The organism is Pantoea sp. SYBGC1 (assembly GCF_057197005.1).
Genome location: NZ_JBXUNM010000007.1, coordinates 126,553 through 146,579, shown reverse-complemented (window position 1 = coordinate 146,579; position 20,027 = coordinate 126,553). Strand labels below are relative to the sequence as shown.

The following is a 20,027-nucleotide window of genomic DNA, read 5'->3' as shown; positions in this document are numbered from 1 at the left end:
GGATCCGGCCGCTTTTTCCCGCTAATAAAGCCGCTGATTTTGCTGCAGAAAACCCGCTATGACGGCGCACCGCATCAGGGCGCTTTGCCCAGCCACGCTTGCTGGATCGCCGCATATTCGCCTGTGGCAGTCGCCAGATGCAGCCACTGATCCACGTAGAGTTTCCAGCTCATATCATCGCGCGGCAGCATGTAAGCTTTTTCACCATACTGCATCGGCTTATCCGGATTGATGGCGCAAAGCGACGGATAGTGCTGTTGCTGAAACTGCGCTTCAGACGCGTCGGTGATCATCACGTCCGCTTTTTTATCCGCCAGCTGCTGAAAGATGGTCGTATTCTCTGCCAGCTGCAGCGTAGCCTGCGGCAGATGACTGTGCACGAACGCTTCATTAGTGCCTCCGGCAGGCTCGATGACCCGCACCTCACGCCGGTTGATCTGCGCAATGGTCTGATAGCGCGCTTTGTCCTCGCAGCGCACCAGCGGGATTTTGCCATCAGTGCCGAGCGGCCGGGCAAACCAGGCGATTTTCTGGCGCTTCAGCGTGACCGACACGCCGCCCAGCGCGATATCGCACTGGCGGGCAACAAAATCAGCGCTCAGCGTTTTCCAGGTGGTTGGCACCCAGGCGACTCTGGCGCCCAGGCTGGCGGCCAGCGACTCCGCCATGCTGATATCCAGCCCTTCATATTTTCCATCACTGCGCAGAAAGCTGTAGGGCTTATAGTCGCCAGTGGTACAGACGCGCAGCGTCTGCTGCTGCTGAATGAGATCGAGACGTGACTGCGCCTGAGCCGTGCCCGCCACCAGCAGCAGCGCGATAGTGACCTGTTTTTTCATAGCCTCTTCTTAGTTTAATTTCCGGTTGCGCACAGAGTGTTTCATACGCCGGAGCATTATTGCTTTATAAGCAACAGTATTGTGACCCGTGACACATTTTTCCCCGCAGCTTTCGCGCGTAGAGTGTGCCGTATCAAACTAACATTCAGGTGCAAAACAGTATGAGCAATATTCTGATCATTGACGGTGGCAAAACCTTTGCTCACTCAAAAGGTGAACTCAACCATACGCTGACTGACGTTGCGGCCAGCCAGCTGCGCGATCTTGGTCATCAGGTCTCTGTTACGCTGGCTGACAGTAACTACGACGTCGCAGAGGAGATTCAGAAGTATCTGGAGAGCGATGTGGTGATCTATCAGATGCCGGGCTGGTGGATGGGCGAGCCGTGGACGGTGAAGAAATATATCGATGAGGTCTTTACTGAAGGTCACGGCAAACTTTACGCCAGCGATGGCCGCTCACGCAGCGACGCCAGCAAAAAGTATGGTTCCGGCGGCCTGATTCAGGGTAAAAAATATATGCTGTCGCTGACGTGGAACGCGCCGCTGGAAGCCTTTACTGAAGCCGATCAGTTCTTTGAAGGCGTGGGCGTGGATGGTCTTTATCTGCACTTCCATAAGGCCAATCAGTTCCTCGGAATGGAGGCGCTGCCTACCTTTATCTGCAACGACGTTATCAAACAGCCCGATGTGCCGCGCGATATTGCGCGTTATCGGACTCATCTCAGCGCAATCTTTGCTTAACTGTAAGCACAACGGGAAAAGAGGAAGCGCTATGTTAACAGTCGTCGCTGAAATTTGTGTTAAACCGGGCCGTCGTCAGGCGGTGCTGGATGCCATCAATGAGCTGATTCCGGCGGTACTACAGGAGGAGGGTTGCCATCAGTATGATGCGCTGCTCGACCACCAGGCGCAGGTGCCGTGGAAGCAAAACTCACCTGACTCCATCTTTATGCTGGAGCAGTGGGCCTCGCTGCGGGCGCTGGAGCAGCATCAGCAGATGCCGCATATGGATGCACACCGCACCCGCATTAAAGACGATGTGGTGGATGTGAAAATCCTGGTGCTGGAACCGGCCAGCTGATCCTCTCCTCAGGCAACGCTCTGGCTATGCCGGAGCGTCTGCCGCCCGAATGCTTAAATCAGCTGCTGACGCTGGATTTTCTCCTGCAGGAAATCGAGAAAGCAGGTGACGCGCGAACTCAGCGTCTGGTTGCGATAGTAGACGGCGTGCACCGGCAAACGTAGCTCCCGGGTTTCGCTCGCCAGCACATCAATCAGCCGCCCCTGTTCGCGATCTTCCCGGCTGACAAAATCAGAGAGTCTGACAATACCCAGCCCCTGCAGGGCGAGCTGGCGCAGCGTTTCGCCGCTGGAGGCGGTCAGGGTCGGTTTAATACGCAGAAACTCCTCCTCCTGCTGCCAGACGGGCCAGATGTTATGGGTATCCAGCTGGCTGAACCCGATCAGCTGGTGCTGGCTCAGCGCGGCTACGCTATCGGGTATGCCATGTTTTGCCAGATAGTCCGGACTGGCTACCAGTCGCGTCGCGCTGCTGCCTAACACTCTGGCGCGCAGCGTCGAGTCGCGCAGTTCGCCAATGCGAATAGCGATATCCGTTTGCTGTTCCAGCAGATCGATAACGATATCATCTGTGTTGAGTTCAAGTTCAATTTGCGGATAGCGTTGCCGGAACTCCGCCAGCAGCGGCACGATGACGTGCAGCATAAAGGGGGTATTGGCGTTAATGCGCAGTCGCCCGGCAGGCGTCTCACGGCGGCGGGCTATCTGCTCTTCGGCCCGCTCAACGGAGGTGAGGATCTGGCGGGCGTGCTCAAGAAAAACCGCGCCCTCATCGGTCAGCGCCAGGCGGCGCGTGGTGCGGTGCATCAGCGTGGTCTGCAACTTACTCTCCAGCCGGCTGAGCGCGCGGCTGATACCGGAGGTGGTCTGCTCCAGCTGTTCTGCAGCGGCGGTGATTGAACCGCTGTCGACCACCGCCACCCAGGCGCGCAGCTCTTCGAGAGTAATTTTCACCGTGTTATCCTCAGCGCGCGCTGCCGTCATTAAACGTCAAGATCGGCGAGATCGCCTTTCTCCTGCAGCCAGTTGCGGCGATCTTCGGAGCGCTTCTTCGCCAGCAGCATATCCATTACGCGCAGAGTCTGCTCAATATCCTCATCGGCAATGGTCAGCTGTACCAGACGCCGGGTATTCGGATCGAGCGTGGTTTCGCGCAGCTGCAGCGGGTTCATTTCACCCAGCCCTTTAAAACGCTGTACGTTCGGCTTGCCTTTTTTCCGCTTCAGCTGCTCCAGCACGCCCTCTTTTTCATCTTCATCCAGCGCATAATAGACCTCTTTACCGAGATCGATACGATAGAGCGGCGGCATCGCAACATAGACGTGTCCCTGCTGCACCAGTGAACGGAAGTGCTTCACAAACAGCGCGCACAGCAGCGTGGCGATGTGCAGACCATCGGAGTCCGCATCCGCCAGAATACAGATTTTGCCGTAGCGCAGCTGGCTCAGATCTTCGCTATCCGGGTCGATACCAATCGCCACGGAAATGTCATGCACCTCCTGCGACGCCAGCACCTCATCAGAAGAGACTTCCCAGGTATTCAGGATCTTTCCCTTCAGCGGCATAATCGCCTGGTATTCGCGATCGCGCGCCTGCTTAGCCGAACCGCCCGCTGAGTCACCCTCTACCAGGAACAGCTCGGTTTTATTCAGATCCTGGGCGGTGCAGTCTGCCAGCTTGCCCGGCAGCGCCGGCCCGCTGGTGAGTTTTTTACGCACTACTTTTTTTGCCGCGCGCATACGGCGCTGGGCGCTGGAGATCGCCAGCTCAGCCAGCATTTCTGCCGCCTGCACGTTCTGATTCAGCCACAGGCTGAACGCATCTTTCACCACCGCCGACACAAAGGCCGCGCACTGGCGCGAGGAGAGACGCTCTTTGGTCTGACCGGCAAACTGCGGATCCTGCATTTTTACTGATAATACGTAGGCGCAGCGATCCCAGATATCTTCCGCTGACAGCTTAACGCCGCGCGGTAAAATATTGCGGTATTCACAGAATTCGCGCATGGCATCCAGCAGTCCCTGGCGCAGACCGTTTACGTGCGTTCCGCCCTGCATAGTCGGGATCAGGTTAACGTAGCTTTCCGTCAGCAGCTCGCCCCCTTCCGGTAACCACAGCAGCGCCCAGTCTACCGCTTCCACGTCGCCGGCAAAGCTGCCTGTAAACGGCGTTTCCGGCAGCGTGTGCAGCCCGTTGACCGCCTCACTCAGATAATCGGTCAGACCATCCTGATAGAGCCAGGTCTGCTCGCTGTTATTCACTTTGTCTTTAAAGACAATTTCTACGCCGGGACAGAGTACCGCTTTCGCTTTGAGCAAATGTTTCAGGCGCGATACGGAAAAGCGCGGGCTGTCGAAGAAACTGACGTCAGGCCAGAAATGCACGCTGGTGCCCGTGTTACGTTTGGCGACCGTACCTATCACTTTCAGGTCTTCAACCTTTTCGCCATGCTCAAAAGCGATACGATATACTTCACCATTACGCCGTACGGTCACTTCCACCCGTGTGGAGAGCGCGTTGACAACCGAGATGCCCACACCGTGCAGGCCACCGGAAAACTGATAGTTTTTACCGGAGAATTTACCGCCTGCGTGCAGCCGGCACAGGATCAGTTCAACGGCCGGTACGCCCTCTTCCGGATGGATATCCACCGGCATACCGCGTCCGTCGTCGATCACTTCCAGTGACTGATCGGCGTGCAGGATCACCTCGACCCGGCTGGCATGGCCCGCCAGCGCTTCATCGACGCTGTTATCGATAACTTCCTGACCCAGATGATTTGGCCGGGTGGTATCGGTATACATACCCGGGCGGCGACGCACAGGCTCAAGGCCGGTCAGGACCTCAATTGCGTCAGCATTATAGTTTGATTGGCTCATTGTATTTGTCTGATGAACAAGAGGAAAAGGAGCCCATGACGCAGCTTAGGAGAGGGATAAACCCAGAAAATCTACTATCTGCGTAAAATGGCGTTCAAATCCGATAAAGGCGTGATTGCCGCCCGCTTCAACCGTCTGCCGGCATGCGCTGTAGTAATTCAGTGCCTGGCGATAGTCGAGGATCTCATCGCCGGTCTGCTGCAATAGCCAGAGCAGATCGGGCGCATCAAGCGGGTCAATCTGCATCACTTTCAGATCGTAAATATGGCGTGACTCTAACACATATTGCTGGCCGGTGTAGGGATTACGGTTCTCGCCCAGATAATCCGTCAGCAGCTCAAACGGGCGTACCGCCGGATTCACCACCACCGCTGGCAGCATAAAACATTGCGACAGCCAGGTCGCGAAATAGCCGCCCAGCGATGAGCCAACCAGCCCCAGCGGTTCGCCGGTATGCTGCATCACTAACTCTTCCAGCAGGCTGGCGGCCTCCTCCGGAAAAGCGGGCAGCTGAGGCACCAGAACATTTATATGCGGCTGCGCTGCGGCGCACCACGCCTGCAGCTGCGTCGCTTTGGCTGACTGCGGCGAGCTATTAAATCCGTGCAGATAGAGCAGCGTGGCCATCAATCAGTACCCATCTGAGTCAAGGTCCGGCCGAAACATATCGCTCTGCAGACGATTCACTTCTGTCTCCAGTGAGCCATCTGCCGCTAATGTCAGCCAGCGCCAGCCGGGGGCCAGCGTGTCAATGGTGAAGCTGGTGCAGTGCGGTTTGAACTGGACGCAGGTAGAAGGCGAGGCCAGAACCCGGCGCCCCTGCCAGTGAAGATCGAGCTCCTGATGAATGTGGCCACACACCAGATGCTGCGCCTGCGGAAAAGCCTGTAACACCGCTTCCAGCTGGTGCGGATTGCGCAGGCTGTGCTGATCGAGCCAGGTACAGCCGGAAGGCACCGGATGATGGTGCAGCAGGATGAGCGAGTGCCGCTCAGGAAACCGCGTGAGTGACGCTGCCAGCCACTCCAGCTGGTAGTCGCTCAGCATGCCGTGTGGCACGCCAGAGACCTGGCTATCGAGCAGCAGCAGCTGCCACTGCTCCCCCAGCAGAACGTGTTTATCTGCCGCTATTCCTGCTTCCGCAAGAGTGTTCACCATGGCTGGCTGGAAATCGTGATTACCGGGCAGCCAGACGCATGGCTTTTGCAGACGGGCAATACCGGCAACAAAATGCTGGTACGCTTCCACGGTATGATCCTGCGCCAGATCGCCGGTCGCGATAATCAGATCATATTCGTGCTGCTGTGCCGCGATGGCATCCAGCACCGCATCAAAGCTCGCCCAGGTGTTAACCCCCAGCAAAGATTGGTGCTTCCCCGCGAAGAGATGGGTATCAGTGATCTGCAGGATCCGGATTGCGGATCCTGGTGCCGCAGGAAATGTGAGCAGGCTATCCAAAGCGTTTCCTTAATCTCCACGCCATCAATGCGTCAGACGCGTTTAGCAAACAGGCACGGCCAGAGCACCGTGCGCCAGGCAGTAGCGCAGCCAGTCAGCCAGAAACTGGTTAATCTGATGTTTTTCATCACGCTGATGCAATTTTTTATTGGGATAATCATAGCGTGCTTTAAAGCGATAGATCTGCTGTGTGGAACACACTTCAGCGACCATCGCATCATGATAGAGCCGCACTGACATCGCGGGCAGGCTCCAGTAGCTTACCGCCGGCGCCACCTGCCGGATTTCAACCAGCGTGGTATAACGCGTTGATTCTTCAATCGTCAGCTGATAACGGGCGCCGTTGACCTGATAGAGCACCGAGGCGCCTGCTTCATCACTGCGCGGCAGCAGGCGACGCAGCTGTGCGAAGTTCGTTTCGCACAGGCGCATCATTTCGGGAAAATCAGGGGTATAGCGCTGTTTCATTTTACCTTCCACTCACGTCGTAGTGTTTCATGGTGCAACGCCAGCCATTGCAGCGCAATGACAGAAGCTGCGTTATCAATAATCCCCTCTTCCACCCAGCGATAAGCCTGTTCGCGGCTCACCACATGTACGAGAATATCCTCATTCTCATCCTCCAGCCCATGGTTCCCTTCTGCCAGGCTGGCATCCACTTCACCCACCAGCACCGACAACCGTTCAGAGGTGCCGCCGGGGCTGGCTAAATAACTGATAACCGGTTTCACGCGCCCGACATTCAGGCCCGCTTCTTCCTGTGCTTCGCGTCGTACGACCTCTTCCGGCGTTTCTCCGGGCTCAATGATACCTGCCACCATCTCCAGCAGCCAGGGTGTGGCGCTGGAATCAAGAGCCGGTATGCGGATCTGTTCGATTAAGACGACTTCGTCGCGCAGGGGATCATAGGGTAGCAGCACGGCGGCGTGTCCGCGCTCGAAAACTTCACGCACCACTTCACCACTCATTCCGCCATTAAAAAGGCGATGGCGAAAGCGATAGCTGACGATGGAAAAAAAACCGTCATAACGGGTATCGCGTGCAATAATTTCTACATCGTTTTTTGTGAAAGTCACAGGGGATTTTTTTTCGCCCGCCATCGTCTGGTTCCTTATGCAGATTGGGATAGAGCATCGAAAAGCCAACCCTTGTGCTCCATCCGAGTGGTTCTTTATGAATTATTTACGTAAATTAGGGAAAGAAGGCACGTTCAGCCAACCTATCTCTGACAGCGCCTCTGTAAAATCGGCGATTATTTTTTGGCTTAGCAGCAGCACTTTTCACGTCACAGGCTGCAACAAAAGGAATGCAAATGAAAAAACTGCTCCCATTTTTTATTGGACTGAGCCTGGGCGGATTCAGCCTTGCCAGCCAGGCAGAAAACCTGCTGCAGGTTTATCAGCAGGCGCGCCTGAGCAATCCCGATCTGCGTGCCTCTGCCGCCGATCGCGACGCTGCGTTTGAAAAGATCAACGAAGCGCGCAGCCCGTTACTGCCGCAGCTGGGCTTGGGTGCAGATTACACCTATAACAACGGCTATCGTGATAGCAGCGGCCTGAACACCACCACTAAAAGCGCCTCGCTGCAATTAACGCAGACGATTTTTGATATGTCAAAGTGGCGTAGCCTGACGCTGCAGGAAAAAACTGCCGGCATTCAGGATGTCACCTACCAGGTTGCGCAGCAGGATCTGATCCTCAATACCGCTACCGCCTATTTCAACGTGCTGAATGCGATTGACACGCTCTCCTATACCGAAGCGCAGAAACAATCCATCTATCGCGAGCTGGATCAAACCACGCAGCGCTTTAATGTTGGCCTGGTGGCGATTACCGATGTCCAGAACGCCCGCGCACAGTATGACAGCGTGCTGGCGAACGAAGTAACGGCACGAAACACGCTGGATAATGCGGTTGAATCGCTGCGTCAGATCACCGGGATGGACTACCTCTCCCTGGCATCGCTGAGCATTGACCGCTTTAAAACAGCCCGGCCTGATGCGGTCGCCAGCCTGCTGAAGCAGGCTGAGAGCCGCAACCTTAACCTGCTCTCTGCGCGCCTGAGCCAGGATCTGGCACGTGAGCAGATCCGCTATGCTGAATCGGGCCATATGCCTACGCTGGATCTGACGGCGTCGACCGGTCTGTCTAACAATAAATATAGCGGCAGCCGGGCGAATCAGAGCATCACCAACAACGACTCAATCTCGGGTTCAAATCAGGTGGGCCTGAGCTTCTCATTACCGCTCTACAGCGGCGGTTCAGTGACCTCACAGGTGAAACAGGCGCAGTACAACTTTGTCGCCGCCAGCGAACAGCTGGAAGGCGCGCATCGCAGCGCGGTGCAGACCGTGCGCTCCTCATTTAACAACGTGAATGCGTCAATCAGCAGCATCGACGCGTACAAACAGGCGGTGATCTCTGCGCAAAGCTCACTCGACGCCTCTGAAGCGGGCTATCAGGTGGGTACCCGTACGATTGTTGATGTACTGGACGCGACCACTACGCTGTTTAACGCTAAGCAGCAGCTCTCTAACGCGCGTTACAGCTATCTGATTAACCAGCTGAATATCAAATATGCGCTGGGCACCCTCAATGAACAGGACCTGCAGCAGCTGAACAGCGCGCTGGGCAAAGAGGTGACGACCTCACCTGAAGTCGTCGCGCCGGAAAACAGCCAGCAGACTGCACAGGCCGACAGCGCACCGCAGGCGGCAGCGTCCGCTCCGGCGGCGTCTGCTCAGCCGGCAGCGCGCAACAGCGGCAATCCATTCAGCCGCTGACAGTGAAAGGGGCCCCTGCGGCCCCTTTCGCATTTGAACGTATAGCTACGTAAAGATCCGCGCCCTGTCAGGCTTCGCGCTTTAAATCCCCCCTCGCATCACCTATCCTGACTGCAACTCTGGGTACAGGATAATCATTATGAAACGGACAAAAAATATCCGTCATGCCGCTTTTCGTAAAGGCTGGCAGGCACGTCATCTTACGCCCGTCGCGCTGGCGGTCACCGCAGTATTTATGCTGGCAGGCTGTGAACAGAGCGATGAAACAGTTTCGCTCTATCAGAATGCTGACGACTGTGCGAAAGCCAATCCGGATCAGAGCGGTCAGTGTAAAGCCGCTTATAACAATGCGCTGAAAGAGGCGGAGCGCACCGCGCCTAAATATGCCTCACGCGAAGATTGCGTGGCGGAATTTGGCGAAAATCAGTGCCAGCAGGCACCGGCTCAGGCGGGTGCGGGCACCACCGCAAACAATGCCGAAGCACAGCACAGCGGCGGCTTCTGGATGCCGCTGATGGCGGGCTACATGATGGGACGTATGATGGGCGGCGGCGCCGGTTTTGCTCAGCAGCCGCTGTTTTCCCCTAAAACCCCTGCCAGCCCGGCTAACGGACAGTTCGTAGACGCCGCCGGTAAAAACTATGGCTCAGCGACCTCTGGCCGCACCATGAACGTGCCTAAAACCGCCATGGCACCTAAACCGGCTACGACCTCGACCATTACCCGCGGTGGCTTTGGCGAAACGGTCGCGAAGCAAAACAGTATGCAGCGCAGCAGCGCCAGCGGCACCAGCAGTCGCTCGCTGGGAGGCTAAGCGCCGTATGCAACGTATTGCTATCAGCGAACGCCCGGACTGGCGCGCAAAAGCCACTGAATATGGCTTTCAGTTTCACACGATGTATGGTGAGCCTTACTGGTGTGAAGAGGCCTATTATCAGTTCACGCTGGCACAGGTAGAGGCGCTGGAAAGCGTTACGGCAGAGCTGCATCAGATGTGCCTGCAGGCGGTGGAAAAAGTGGTTAACAGCGATGCGCTGCTGACCCGCTTCTGTATTCCGAAACACACCTGGGAATTTGTCCGCGAATCCTGGGCTCAGCGTCAGCCTTCGCTCTATTCCCGTCTGGATCTGGTGTGGGATGGCAGCGGTGAGATCAAGCTGCTGGAAAACAATGCCGACACGCCGACGTCACTCTATGAGGCCGCTTTTTTTCAGTGGATCTGGCTCGAAGATCAGCTTAAAGCGGGCAATCTGCCGGCGGGCAGCGATCAGTTCAACAGCCTGCAGGAGAAGCTGATTGAGCGGTTTGCGGTCCTGCAGCAGCAGCACGGCTTTAACTGGCTGCACTTTGCCTGCTGCCGTGATACGGAAGAGGACCGCGCGACGGTACAGTATCTGCAGGATTGCGCCACAGAAGCGGGGCTTCCCGGCGAGTTTCTCTATATCGACGAGATTGGACTGGGCGAAAAAGGCCAGTTTACCGACCAGCACGATCGCGTCATCAGCAACCTGTTCAAGCTCTACCCCTGGGAGTTCATGCTGCGCGAGGTGTTCTCGACCAAGCTGGCCGATGCCGGCGTACGCTGGCTGGAACCCGCCTGGAAAAGCATTCTCTCCAATAAAGCCCTGCTGCCGCTACTGTGGGAGATGTTCCCGGATCATCCCAATCTGCTGCCCGCCTGGTTTGCAGATGACAGCCAGGCGCCGCAGATGGATAAATATGTGGTGAAGCCGCTGTTTTCCCGTGAGGGTGCCAATATCCGTATTATTGAAAACGGCAACGAAATTGCGCGCGCTGACGGTCCCTATGGCGAAGAGGGCATGATTATCCAGCAGTTCTGCGCGCTGCCCCGATTTGGCGACAGCTATACGCTGATTGGCAGCTGGCTGATAGACGATCAGCCGGCGGGGATTGGCTTACGCGAAGATCGGGCGCTGATCACCCAGGATCTGTCGCGCTTCTATCCGCATACTTTTATCGGCTAACCTGGTGGCGCGTTCCGGTGCGCCCCTTTCCGGCCTGCGACAACGCGGGCCGTTATCCCACCTGCGCTGACAGCATACTGATGGCGCCCATCTCCATGCCCTCAACCGGCACGCTGACCGCCTCACCCGCTGCGCGTGCGCCCAGAATATAGAGCAGCGGCAGATAGTGTTCAGCCGTCGGATGCGAAAGCGCCGCGCCCGGATGCTGCTGATAGTTAACCAGCGGATGATCGGCTGCCGGCGCGTCGCTGTGCAGGTTATCGCGCACATACTGGTTAAACGCTTCGGCCCACGGATACGCCGGCGCACTCCCCTGCCACTGCAGCTTGCGCAGGTTATGCACCACGTTGCCGCTCGCCACCAGCAGGATCCCCTCATCGCGCAGCGCAGCCAGTTTACGTCCGGCCTCAAAATGCCATGCGGCGGGCCGGGTACTGTCCACGCTGAGCTGCACCAGCGGAATATCCGCCTCAGGATAGATTTTAGCCAGCAGGCCCCACGAGCCGTGATCGAACCCCCAGCTCTCATCTTTTTCTGCCGCCGGCAGCAGCTCCGTTACGCGCTGCGCCAGCGCAGGCGATCCGGGTGCCGGGTAACGCACGTCAAACAGCGCCTGCGGAAATCCGCCGAAATCGTGAATAGTGCGCGGCTGTTCCATGGCTGTGACGCGCGTTCCGCGCGTGTACCAGTGCGCGGAAATCGCGAGGATAGCGCGCGGGCGCGGCAGATCTCTGCCCAGCTGCTGCCATACCCGGGTATAACGGTTCTCTTCCAGCACGTTCATCGGGCTGCCATGACCCAGAAACAGAGCAGGCATACGGCCATCACGCATTTTCACACCTCATCGCTGTTGCTTTCATGAGCGCCACAATACGCGCTTGCCTGGCCACTTAAACGCGGAGATGCGTGATAATGTCTGTCAGCAAATTTGAACAAGTGCAGCCGACATAACTTTACGCTTAATAACTCGATATTTTATAAGGTTAATTATAATGTAACTGGTAATCATTATCATCGTGGAGCTTGTTATGTCGGTGCCTTTACTGCTCACTATTCTGGCCGGTGGTGCCACCTTTATTGGCGCCCTGTTTGGCATTCTCGGTCAAAAACCATCAAACCGCCTGCTCGCCTTTGCGCTCGGCTTCGCCGCCGGCATTATGCTACTGATTTCGCTGATGGAGATGCTGCCAGCGGCGCTGCATACTGCGGGAATGTCACCGATGCTGGGATACGGTATGTTTATGCTCGGTCTGATCGGCTATTTCGCGATGGATCGCCTGCTGCCGCATCAGCATCCGCAGGATCTGATGGCGACTCAGGGTCGTCCGGTTAACCTGAAGCGAACCGCTGTGCTGCTGACGCTGGGCATCAGCCTGCACAATTTTCCTGAAGGGGTCGCCACCTTTGTTACCGCCAGCAGCGATATGGAGCTGGGGCTGGGCATCGCTTTAGCCGTGGCCATTCACAATATTCCTGAAGGACTGGCGGTTGCCGGGCCGATGTACGCGGCGACCGGTTCCAAAGCTAAAGCGCTGTTCTGGGCCTGTATTTCCGGTATGGCGGAGATCCTGGGCGGCGTCATTGCCTTTCTGCTGCTCGGTCCGGCGCTGTCGCCGGTAGTGATTGCCGCCATTATGGCCGCGGTCGCAGGGATTATGGTCGCACTTTCGGTGGATGAACTGATGCCGCTGGCGCGCGAAATCGATCCGCACAATAACCCGAGCTATGGCGTGCTGTGTGGGATGACGGTGATGGGGCTGAGTCTGACGCTGCTGCAGACCGCCGGCGCGGGCTGATTTCCCGCCCTCCGGCTGGTCTGCTTTTGTATGCCAGCCTTAGCTGGCCTGACGGGTTTCACGCTGGCGGCGGTAAGCCACCAGATCTTCAATGGTCACCACGGGCATATCATGCTGCTGCGCAAACGCGATCGCTTCAGGGGCGCGCGCCATGCTGCCATCGTCGTTAGTCAGCTCGCACAGAACGCCAGCCGGTTTGAAACCCGCAAGCGTGACCAGATCGAGCGTGGCCTCGGTATGACCGCCGCGCGTCAGTACGCCACCTTCGCGCGCGCGCAGCGGGAAAACGTGTCCCGGACGGTGCAGGTCAGCTGGTTTAGCGTTATCAGCAATCGCGGCGCGGATAGTGGTGATGCGGTCCGCTGCAGAGACGCCGGTGGTCACCCCCGCTGCGGCTTCGATCGTAACGGTAAATCCGGTGCCGTAAGAGCTGGTGTTGTTCTCTACCATCATCGGCAGATCGAGCTGCTGGCGGCGGGCCTCATTGATGCAGAGGCAGACAATACCGCTGCCGTGGCGGATAGTCAGCGCCATCTGCTCTGTGGTCATGGTCTCTGCGGCAAAAATCATGTCGCCTTCGTTCTCGCGATTTTCATCGTCAAGAACCATTACACCGCGACCGTTGCGCAGTGCGTCAAGTGCACGTTCTACACGCTGTTCCGGCGTGCCAAATTCAGAAAGAAGCGTCTGATTCATGGTAATTAACCTTAAAATATTATGAGTTACCAGAACCAGGGCGAGCTTAGGAGTGCGTGAAAAATACACATGGCAAAAACGTGACGCGGGCATAAACCCGGCTGATGTCGTTACCCTCTCCCATCCGGACTTTAACCGTCGGCCCCGGAATCACACCGGATCTGCTGTCCTTTTGCTCGGTAGCAAAAGCGCTCGCGGGCTTTCAGCAGAAGCTGATTTACCGCCGGTGGGGAATTTCGCCCCGCCCTGAGAATAAGCAAAATCACTATAGCGTTATTCACCGGGACGGGCAATCGACAAAAGTGCAATTGCTTTTGCACATCATGCGTTGCGGATTTCGGGTTTAACCTTTTTGGTTCTGGCATTACACTTACTTCTTGTACCGTCGGAAAACGTGCTGCTCACAGCCACCGCAATCAGGAAATAACCATGATCGACACAAAAAAAATTGAACAACTGGCGCGCCAGGTCCATGAAGCGATGCCGAAAGGCATCCGCGACTTTGGCGACGACGTGGAGAAGAAAATCCGGCAGGTTCTGCAGGCGCAGCTGACCCGTATGGATCTGGTTAACCGTGAAGAGTTTGATGTCCAGACTCAGGTCCTGCTGCGCACCCGCGAAAAGCTGGCAGCCCTGGAGCAGCGTCTGGCGAAACTGGAGAGTGAAAGCCCGGCGGCACCGGCGCCAGCAGTGGTGACGCCCGATCCGGCCGGTAAAATCGATACGCCACAGTAAATATTATCAGCCGGGTGGCTGCTGCCCCCGGCTGTCTGCTCAGTGACTGCGGATCGTTTTAATGATGTTGGTGGTGGAGATGCCATCTTCAAAGTTAAGCACGCGTACGTCACCGCCGTTGGCCCACACTTCTTTACTGCCTGCAATCTCTTCCGGCTTGTAATCCCCGCCTTTCACCAGCAAATCTGGCAGCACATCGGCAATCAGACGCTGCGGCGTATCTTCTTCAAACAGCACGACCCAGTCTACCGCTTCGAGTGCGCTCAGCACGATCATCCGGTTCTCCTGCGGATTAACCGGTCGGGTTTCGCCTTTGAGTCGTCGGGTTGACGCGTCGCTGTTCACTGCCACAATCAGCCGATCGCCCAGCTTGCGGGCATTGGCGAGATAAGAGACGTGTCCTGCATGCAGGATGTCAAACACGCCGTTGGTCATCACCACTTTCTCGCCGCGCTGACGCGCCTGAGCCACGGCGGTTTTCAGCTCGCTCTCCGTCATCACGCCAAAGCCGCTTTCGGGACGTGCATGAATAGCGTTCTCCAGCTCCACCGTACTGACGGTGGAGGTTCCCAGCTTGCCTACCACCACGCCTGCCGCCGCGTTGGCAAGGAAACAGGCGTTTTCCAGCGTATCCCCCGCCGCGAGGACCGCGGCCAGGACGCCAATAACCGTATCACCGGCACCGGTCACGTCATAGACTTCCTGCGCCTGCGTCGGCATATGCAGGGGCGCTTTACCTGGCTGCAGCAGGGTCATGCCGTTTTCAGAACGGGTCACCAGCAGCGCTGAGAGCGCATAGTCAGCGATCAGCTGCATTCCCCGGCTGACGATGTCCGCTTCGGTTTTACATTTGCCGGCAACGGCTTCAAATTCAGACAGGTTTGGCGTCAGCAGGGTTGCACCGCGATAGCGCTCAAAGTCGGTGCCTTTCGGGTCGATCAGTACCGGTACGCCCGCTTCGCGGGCCAGCCCGATCATGGTCTGGACGCTGCTCAGGGCGCCTTTAGCGTAGTCTGACAGCACCAGCGCGCCAGCCTGTGACAGCGACTGACGCATACGATCGTGGATGGGCTGCGGATCGACCTGATCAAAGCCCTCTTCAAAGTCCAGCCGGATCAGCTGCTGGTTGCGCGACAGCACGCGCAGCTTGGTGATGGTGGGATGCGTTTTCAGCGCCACAAAGTCACAGCTGACGTTAACCTGCTCCAGCGTGCGGCTCAGTACCTGCGCGGCATCATCCTCACCGGTCAGCCCAATCAGACGCGATGCGGCACCCAGCGCGGCAATGTTCATTGCCACGTTGGCCGCGCCGCCCGGACGCTCCTCAATGGTATCCACTTTGACGACCGGCACCGGCGCCTCGGGTGAAATGCGGCTGGTCGGGCCATACCAGTAGCGGTCTAACATCACATCGCCAACAACCAGTACGGTGGCCTTGCCAAACGCGGGCAGTGTTACTTTCATTTCAGAGACTCCAGACTACGCTCAAAATATTGCGCGGATAATACCATATACCCGCCGCAGGGTAAGATGCCGCCGCACGCCTCAACTGTCTGGCTCAACCGTGCCCAGCCAGCGCTGCCAGCTGGCGTTGACAATGCCGCGCTCGCGGGCAAAACGATCCGGTGCCACGTGACCCGGCAGCGCCTGCAGGGCCAGATGATGCAGCGCATCACGCAGCGTGACGTAAGCATGCGTCAGCGCCTGCGCTTCCTGGCCAGGCATAATATCGTGCTCCGCCATCAGAGCAAAAATGCGCACGTTATCTGACCAGCGCGTCAGGGCCGGCCGATCCGCCGCTGACGCTAAGACCAGATACTGGGCAATGAATTCAATATCGGTAATACCGCCTGCATCTGTTTTTATCTCCCAGCGCCCTTTATGTTTGTTGCTCAGGTGCGCACGCATCTTCTCGCGCATTTCACGTACCTCATTCCGCAGCGGTGCTGTCGCACGGGGCAGGCTGAGAATAGCGTGGCGGATCTGCGTAAAACGCGCCATCAGCGCCGGCTCACCAAAGACAATACGCGCACGCACCAGCGCCTGATGCTCCCAGGTCCAGGCATCATTACGCTGATACGCTTCAAAGGCGTCGAAGGTGCTGACCAGCATGCCTGCTGAGCCAGAAGGACGCAGGCGCGCATCCACCTCGTACAAAATACCGGAGGCGGTGCGGGTGCTGAAAAGATGCATGATGCGCTGCGCCAGACGCAGATAAAACTGCCGTCCGTCGATGACGCGTTCACCGTCGGTCTCTGCACTCTCCGGACAATCATGCAGAAACACCAGATCGAGATCGGAGCTGTAGCCAAGCTCCCAGCCCCCCAGCTTGCCATAGCCGACCACGGCAAAGCCGCGCTCATCGTCACGCGTCAGATGTGATGGCCGCCCATAGCGCTGTACAATCATCTGCCAGGCCTGCTGCACCACCGACTCGATCATCGCCTCTGCCAGCCAGGTTAAGTGATCGCTTACTTTCATGACCGGCAGCGTTCCGGCGATATCTGCTGCGGCAATACGCAAGAGCTGCGCCTGTTTGAACTGGCGCACCGCCTCCAGCTGCTGCTCTTCATCCTCTGCCGGAATACGCAGCAGATATTGCCGCAGTTCGTCACGGTAGGCGTCAGTGGCAGTGGGCTGATACAGCGTGGCGGGGTCGAGCAGCTCATCCAGCAGCAGCGGATAGCGCGCCAGCTGGCTGGCAATCATTGGTGAGGCGGCACAGAGGCGGATCAGGTGACGCAGCGCGCCGTGATACTCGGTCAGCAGCTCGAGATAGGTGCTGCGCGTCAGCACCCCCAGCAGCAGCGGCGTCAGGCGCTCCAGTACGCTGTCGGCATCCTCACGCGAAGCGATCTCCCCCAGCAGGCGCGGCATCAGCTGGTCGAGCGCCAGCCGGCCACGCGGCCCGATTGTGCGCCGGCTGGCATCCTGCCGGAAGTCATTAAGCACGTAAAAAAAGCGCTGCCGCTGCGTTTCATTCAGCTGCGGCACCACCGGCGTCAGCTCATGCTCCTCCAGCGTGTCCTGCCAGAGTGCCGCAAATTCCGCCAGTTCCGGCTGGTCATCAACGTCCGGCGCATCGTCGCCAATCAGCTCATCAAACACCGCGCGTACGGCGGCCATGTGCGCCGTCAGCTGTGCCGTCAGCGCTTCCCAGTCGGCGCAGTTCATCGCCCACGCCAGACGCGCCCGGTTGAGCGCATCCTGCGGCAGCGTCTGCGTCTGCTCATCATTGATGCTCTGCAGCAGATTCTCCAGCCGGCGTAAAAAAAGGTAGGCGTCATGCAGCTGACTGACCTGCTGCGGACGCAGCAGCTCCAGCTCACCAATGGCCTGCAGTACCGGCAGCAGTGAGCGCGACTGAAGTGAGCGCTCACGTCCACCGCGAATCAGCTGAAACACCTGCACAATAAATTCGATTTCGCGGATACCGCCGGCGCCCAGCTTGATATTATCTTTCAGGCCGCGACGGCGCACTTCACGCGCGATCATCCCTTTCATGTTACGCAGCGACTGAATCACGCTGAAATCGATATAGCGGCGATAGACAAACGGCCGCAGCATCTGCTGCAGTGCCTGACTCCACTCGCCGCGATCGTCGCCCATCAGACGCGCTTTGACCATGGCGTAGCGCTCCCAGTCACGCCCCTGCTCCTGATAGTAATCTTCCAGCGCCGCAAAGCTCATCACCAGCGGACCGCTATCGCCGAACGGGCGCAGTCGCATATCCACGCGGTAAACAAAACCATCGACGCCAGGCTGATCCAGCACTTTTATCAGGCGCTGCCCCATGCGGGTAAAAAACTGCGCGTTATCCAGCTCGCGTCGTCCGCCGCGCGTGACGCCGCTCTCCGGCCAGGCAAAGATCAGATCGATATCAGAGGAGAAGTTGAGTTCTCCGCCACCCAGCTTGCCCATGCCGAGGATCAGCAGCGGCTGCGGCTCGCCCGCCTCGTTGCAGGGCGTGCCGAAATCGCGACAGCAATCCTGCCACACGCGATCGCGGGCGGCAGCGATCAGGCTTTCTGCCAGTACACTAAGCTGCGTCAGGCTCTGTTCGGTGGTGGCGTGCTGCAGCGCCTGCATCCAGGCGATACGCACCAGCATATGCCGGCGGAACAGGCGCAGCTCACGCATCAGCGCGGCCTCGCTATCCGCATGCTGCAGCGCCTGCTGCAGCCACAGAGCATAGTGCTGCCATTCATCAGGCTGAGGAGGCTGCTGCTGCAGTTGCTGCCACCATGCTGGCTGCTGCTGCAGGTTATCTGCGATAAAGTCACTAAAGGCCAGCGCGCCAGCCTGTTCAGACGTCAGCGCCGGCAGCGACAGCTGCAGGCGTTCTGCGATGCCGGCCAGCTGCGCCTGCATCAGCGAAGGTAACGGTAACTGCATCCTCTCTCCCTGAATTTTACATAGTGTCGTTAACGCCTGACGCCGCTGCTCAGCCAGAATGGCGGCTGGCGCATGGCCATCTTAGCGAGCTGAATCAGGCCGTGCTGCTGTTTTTCCCGGATGGCGAGCTGCAGCTCCTGCCATCCCGCCATCCACTGACATACCTCTTCAGCCGGATACGCCGCCGCCAGCAGACAGACAGCCAGCAGCTGCCGCTGCAGACGCGTGGCCTTGTCCTGAAACTCGCTGACCAGTTTTACATCCGTAAAGGTTTCCCGCAGATCCGCTGCCACGCGGCTTAGCATGATGTCGCAAAAGCGTTTATAAGAGCCCTGCAGCTTGATCTGGTTTTTGCTGTCGATCCACGGCTGCCACTGCGCTTCTGCCAGCCAGCACGTCAGCGCCATCTGCGCCTCGACTGAAGTGGCAGAGAAACAGAGGGCTTCCGCACTGATGGCCTCATCCTGCAGCAGCTCCTCAAGACGGGTCAGCTTCTGACGCAGCTCGCTGTTAGCCTTACGCGGCACCAGCGCACCAAACAGCGAAAACGCCTGACGCAGCGTTTCCAGCGCCTCCAGCACGGCGTGTCGCGCAGCCGGATTGCCGCGCAGCCAGACCTCTTCATGATACTGCCAGTGATCCAGCGCGGCGCTGAGCGCGGCAATCATCCCCTGCTCTACTGTCGCTTTTGGCGTCACTTTCAGCAGCGGCAGCGCCCGAACCGGACGCAGCGCGTCGCCCTGCGCCAGCTGATAGCCACGCGCGGCTTTGCTCAGGCTGCCGGGACGAAGTCCGCCGCCCGCTGCCAGCGTCTGCGCGAGTCTGAGCAGATCGGCAGGCGTGCCCTGTTTAAGCTCCAGCTCAACTTCACACAGCGGTTCGCTAAGTTCACCGGCCGCCACGCTGCCCTGATCGAAGGCAATTTCAATGGTGCTGTTACCTGCCTCTACCGTCCAGGTTTCGCGCCGGAAATGCGTGCTGAATAGCGGCTGCAGCCGCTGCTGCAGGGTGGCAATGTCGGTACCCTGCGGCCAGATCTCTGCCGGCAGCCGGGCGATATCAAGCTGTGGCGCCGTTATGTCCACGTTGTATTCCGGGCGCTGATGCAGACCGCCCAGCGTCTGACCCGCTGCCTTAAGCGTCATCTCATAACGCTTGTCCACCCCCCGGATGCGCAGCCCCATATCCCAGCGGCGCAGCTGGTTGTCGTCGGTTTCATAATAGATATTCGTCAGCTCGCGAGCGGCTTCATGCTGATGCGGCCAGGCGGCCAGTGTCTCTGCCAGGGTGGCGGCAGCCTGCGGGGTGGCAATGAACTTTAATTCGATTTCAGTGGTCATAATTTTTTATTTACTACGCTGCTGGCACTTATACGGTTAA

At 58.0% G+C, this 20,027-nt stretch carries 19 protein-coding genes and 1 riboswitch; of the genes, 7 read left to right on the top strand and 12 right to left on the bottom strand.

Translation table 11 applies throughout. The annotated features are described in order from the left end of the window. Positions 1–74 precede the first annotated feature (74 nt). Positions 75–839 (bottom strand): transporter substrate-binding domain-containing protein, encoded by a 765-nt coding sequence (locus AC2CF9_RS13285; RefSeq protein WP_484557222.1) that lies wholly within the window; start codon positions 837–839, stop codon positions 75–77. Between the two features lie 161 nt (positions 840–1,000). Here AC2CF9_RS13285 and AC2CF9_RS13280 point away from each other — a divergent pair, with 161 nt between their 5' ends. Together AC2CF9_RS13280 and AC2CF9_RS13275 are read left to right on the top strand one after the other, a co-directional pair. Beyond that, positions 1,001–1,582: an NAD(P)H-dependent oxidoreductase gene (locus AC2CF9_RS13280; RefSeq protein ID WP_150018023.1), complete on the top strand. Its 582-nt coding sequence runs from the start codon at positions 1,001–1,003 to the stop codon at positions 1,580–1,582. Positions 1,583–1,613: 31 nt separating this feature from the next. Next, entirely contained in the window at positions 1,614–1,922 is a 309-nt protein-coding gene (locus tag AC2CF9_RS13275; RefSeq protein ID WP_484557221.1) for a putative quinol monooxygenase, read from the top strand. Between the two features lie 53 nt (positions 1,923–1,975). On the opposite strand, the gene AC2CF9_RS13270 is transcribed toward AC2CF9_RS13275, so the two are convergent. Genes AC2CF9_RS13270 through nudF form a run of 6 tightly spaced genes read right to left on the bottom strand, consistent with a single transcriptional unit; the run spans position 1,976 to position 7,358 of the window. Continuing rightward, positions 1,976–2,875, bottom strand: a complete 900-nt coding sequence (locus AC2CF9_RS13270; RefSeq protein WP_484557220.1) for a LysR substrate-binding domain-containing protein — start codon at positions 2,873–2,875, stop codon at positions 1,976–1,978. Between the two features lie 29 nt (positions 2,876–2,904). After that, positions 2,905–4,800 (bottom strand): DNA topoisomerase IV subunit B, encoded by a 1,896-nt coding sequence (parE, locus tag AC2CF9_RS13265; RefSeq protein WP_484557219.1) that lies wholly within the window; start codon positions 4,798–4,800, stop codon positions 2,905–2,907. A gap of 45 nt (positions 4,801–4,845) precedes the next feature. Then, on the bottom strand, positions 4,846–5,427 hold the full coding sequence (gene yqiA / locus AC2CF9_RS13260; protein WP_039380202.1) for an esterase YqiA: 582 nt from the start codon (positions 5,425–5,427) through the stop codon (positions 4,846–4,848). A gap of 3 nt (positions 5,428–5,430) precedes the next feature. Beyond that, entirely contained in the window at positions 5,431–6,258 is an 828-nt protein-coding gene (cpdA, locus tag AC2CF9_RS13255) for a 3',5'-cyclic-AMP phosphodiesterase (protein WP_150018026.1), read from the bottom strand. A gap of 42 nt (positions 6,259–6,300) precedes the next feature. Beyond that, on the bottom strand, positions 6,301–6,726 hold the full coding sequence (locus AC2CF9_RS13250; protein ID WP_039380208.1) for a DUF1249 family protein: 426 nt from the start codon (positions 6,724–6,726) through the stop codon (positions 6,301–6,303). After that, the gene (gene nudF, locus AC2CF9_RS13245; RefSeq protein WP_150018027.1) at positions 6,723–7,358 is read right to left on the bottom strand and encodes an ADP-ribose diphosphatase; all 636 of its coding nucleotides are present in this window, start codon (positions 7,356–7,358) and stop codon (positions 6,723–6,725) included. The genes AC2CF9_RS13250 and nudF overlap by 4 nt, the downstream gene beginning before the upstream one ends. A 212-nt stretch (positions 7,359–7,570) precedes the next feature. On the opposite strand from nudF, the gene tolC reads away from it, so the two are divergent. From tolC to AC2CF9_RS13230, 3 genes are all read left to right on the top strand, one after another. Next, on the top strand, positions 7,571–9,040 hold the full coding sequence (gene tolC / locus AC2CF9_RS13240; RefSeq protein WP_484557218.1) for an outer membrane channel protein TolC: 1,470 nt from the start codon (positions 7,571–7,573) through the stop codon (positions 9,038–9,040). A 139-nt stretch (positions 9,041–9,179) separates the two neighbouring features. Continuing rightward, complete coding sequence (locus AC2CF9_RS13235) at positions 9,180–9,854, top strand: DUF1190 family protein (protein WP_039380215.1); 675 nt, start codon at positions 9,180–9,182, stop codon at positions 9,852–9,854. Between the two features lie 7 nt (positions 9,855–9,861). Beyond that, positions 9,862–11,025: a glutathionylspermidine synthase family protein gene (locus AC2CF9_RS13230; protein ID WP_484557217.1), complete on the top strand. Its 1,164-nt coding sequence runs from the start codon at positions 9,862–9,864 to the stop codon at positions 11,023–11,025. Positions 11,026–11,077: 52 nt separating this feature from the next. Here the strand turns inward: AC2CF9_RS13230 and ygiD are convergent, their stop codons facing one another. Then, positions 11,078–11,857: a 4,5-DOPA-extradiol-dioxygenase gene (gene ygiD, locus AC2CF9_RS13225; protein WP_190315021.1), complete on the bottom strand. Its 780-nt coding sequence runs from the start codon at positions 11,855–11,857 to the stop codon at positions 11,078–11,080. Positions 11,858–12,053: 196 nt separating this feature from the next. Between ygiD and zupT the strand changes: the two genes are divergently transcribed. Continuing rightward, the gene (zupT, locus tag AC2CF9_RS13220; RefSeq protein ID WP_039380219.1) at positions 12,054–12,821 is read left to right on the top strand and encodes a zinc transporter ZupT; all 768 of its coding nucleotides are present in this window, start codon (positions 12,054–12,056) and stop codon (positions 12,819–12,821) included. Between the two features lie 39 nt (positions 12,822–12,860). Here zupT and ribB read toward each other — a convergent pair whose 3' ends face one another. After that, positions 12,861–13,517 (bottom strand): 3,4-dihydroxy-2-butanone-4-phosphate synthase, encoded by a 657-nt coding sequence (gene ribB, locus AC2CF9_RS13215; RefSeq protein ID WP_150018030.1) that lies wholly within the window; start codon positions 13,515–13,517, stop codon positions 12,861–12,863. A 108-nt stretch (positions 13,518–13,625) separates the two neighbouring features. Further along, a riboswitch (FMN riboswitch) is annotated at positions 13,626–13,775 on the bottom strand. A gap of 171 nt (positions 13,776–13,946) precedes the next feature. Between ribB and ubiK the strand changes: the two genes are divergently transcribed. Beyond that, positions 13,947–14,252: a ubiquinone biosynthesis accessory factor UbiK gene (gene ubiK / locus AC2CF9_RS13210; protein WP_034828368.1), complete on the top strand. Its 306-nt coding sequence runs from the start codon at positions 13,947–13,949 to the stop codon at positions 14,250–14,252. Positions 14,253–14,291: 39 nt separating this feature from the next. Here ubiK and hldE read toward each other — a convergent pair whose 3' ends face one another. From hldE to AC2CF9_RS13195, 3 genes are all read right to left on the bottom strand, one after another. Next, positions 14,292–15,716 carry a bifunctional D-glycero-beta-D-manno-heptose-7-phosphate kinase/D-glycero-beta-D-manno-heptose 1-phosphate adenylyltransferase HldE gene (gene hldE / locus AC2CF9_RS13205; RefSeq protein ID WP_039380223.1) on the bottom strand — a complete coding sequence of 475 codons (1,425 nt, stop codon included), beginning with the start codon at positions 15,714–15,716 and terminating at the stop codon, positions 14,292–14,294. Between the two features lie 81 nt (positions 15,717–15,797). Further along, complete coding sequence (gene glnE, locus AC2CF9_RS13200) at positions 15,798–18,647, bottom strand: bifunctional [glutamate--ammonia ligase]-adenylyl-L-tyrosine phosphorylase/[glutamate--ammonia-ligase] adenylyltransferase (protein WP_484557216.1); 2,850 nt, start codon at positions 18,645–18,647, stop codon at positions 15,798–15,800. Between the two features lie 29 nt (positions 18,648–18,676). Further along, positions 18,677–19,987, bottom strand: coding sequence for a CYTH domain-containing protein (locus tag AC2CF9_RS13195; protein ID WP_484557215.1), 1,311 nt, complete (start codon positions 19,985–19,987; stop codon positions 18,677–18,679). Positions 19,988–20,027: the final 40 nt, after the last annotated feature.

Coding starts and splice junctions, on each gene's coding strand:
- AC2CF9_RS13285 (WP_484557222.1), bottom strand. CDS start 839: ATGAAAAAACAGGTCACTATCGCGCTGCTGCTGGTGGCGGGCACGGCT.
- AC2CF9_RS13280 (WP_150018023.1), top strand. CDS start 1,001: ATGAGCAATATTCTGATCATTGACGGTGGCAAAACCTTTGCTCACTCA.
- AC2CF9_RS13275 (WP_484557221.1), top strand. CDS start 1,614: ATGTTAACAGTCGTCGCTGAAATTTGTGTTAAACCGGGCCGTCGTCAG.
- parE (WP_484557219.1), bottom strand. CDS start 4,800: ATGAGCCAATCAAACTATAATGCTGACGCAATTGAGGTCCTGACCGGC.
- yqiA (WP_039380202.1), bottom strand. CDS start 5,427: ATGGCCACGCTGCTCTATCTGCACGGATTTAATAGCTCGCCGCAGTCA.
- AC2CF9_RS13250 (WP_039380208.1), bottom strand. CDS start 6,726: ATGAAACAGCGCTATACCCCTGATTTTCCCGAAATGATGCGCCTGTGC.
- nudF (WP_150018027.1), bottom strand. CDS start 7,358: ATGGCGGGCGAAAAAAAATCCCCTGTGACTTTCACAAAAAACGATGTA.
- tolC (WP_484557218.1), top strand. CDS start 7,571: ATGAAAAAACTGCTCCCATTTTTTATTGGACTGAGCCTGGGCGGATTC.
- AC2CF9_RS13235 (WP_039380215.1), top strand. CDS start 9,180: ATGAAACGGACAAAAAATATCCGTCATGCCGCTTTTCGTAAAGGCTGG.
- AC2CF9_RS13230 (WP_484557217.1), top strand. CDS start 9,862: ATGCAACGTATTGCTATCAGCGAACGCCCGGACTGGCGCGCAAAAGCC.
- ygiD (WP_190315021.1), bottom strand. CDS start 11,857: ATGCGTGATGGCCGTATGCCTGCTCTGTTTCTGGGTCATGGCAGCCCG.
- zupT (WP_039380219.1), top strand. CDS start 12,054: ATGTCGGTGCCTTTACTGCTCACTATTCTGGCCGGTGGTGCCACCTTT.
- ribB (WP_150018030.1), bottom strand. CDS start 13,517: ATGAATCAGACGCTTCTTTCTGAATTTGGCACGCCGGAACAGCGTGTA.
- ubiK (WP_034828368.1), top strand. CDS start 13,947: ATGATCGACACAAAAAAAATTGAACAACTGGCGCGCCAGGTCCATGAA.
- hldE (WP_039380223.1), bottom strand. CDS start 15,716: ATGAAAGTAACACTGCCCGCGTTTGGCAAGGCCACCGTACTGGTTGTT.
- glnE (WP_484557216.1), bottom strand. CDS start 18,647: ATGCAGTTACCGTTACCTTCGCTGATGCAGGCGCAGCTGGCCGGCATC.
- AC2CF9_RS13195 (WP_484557215.1), bottom strand. CDS start 19,987: ATGACCACTGAAATCGAATTAAAGTTCATTGCCACCCCGCAGGCTGCC.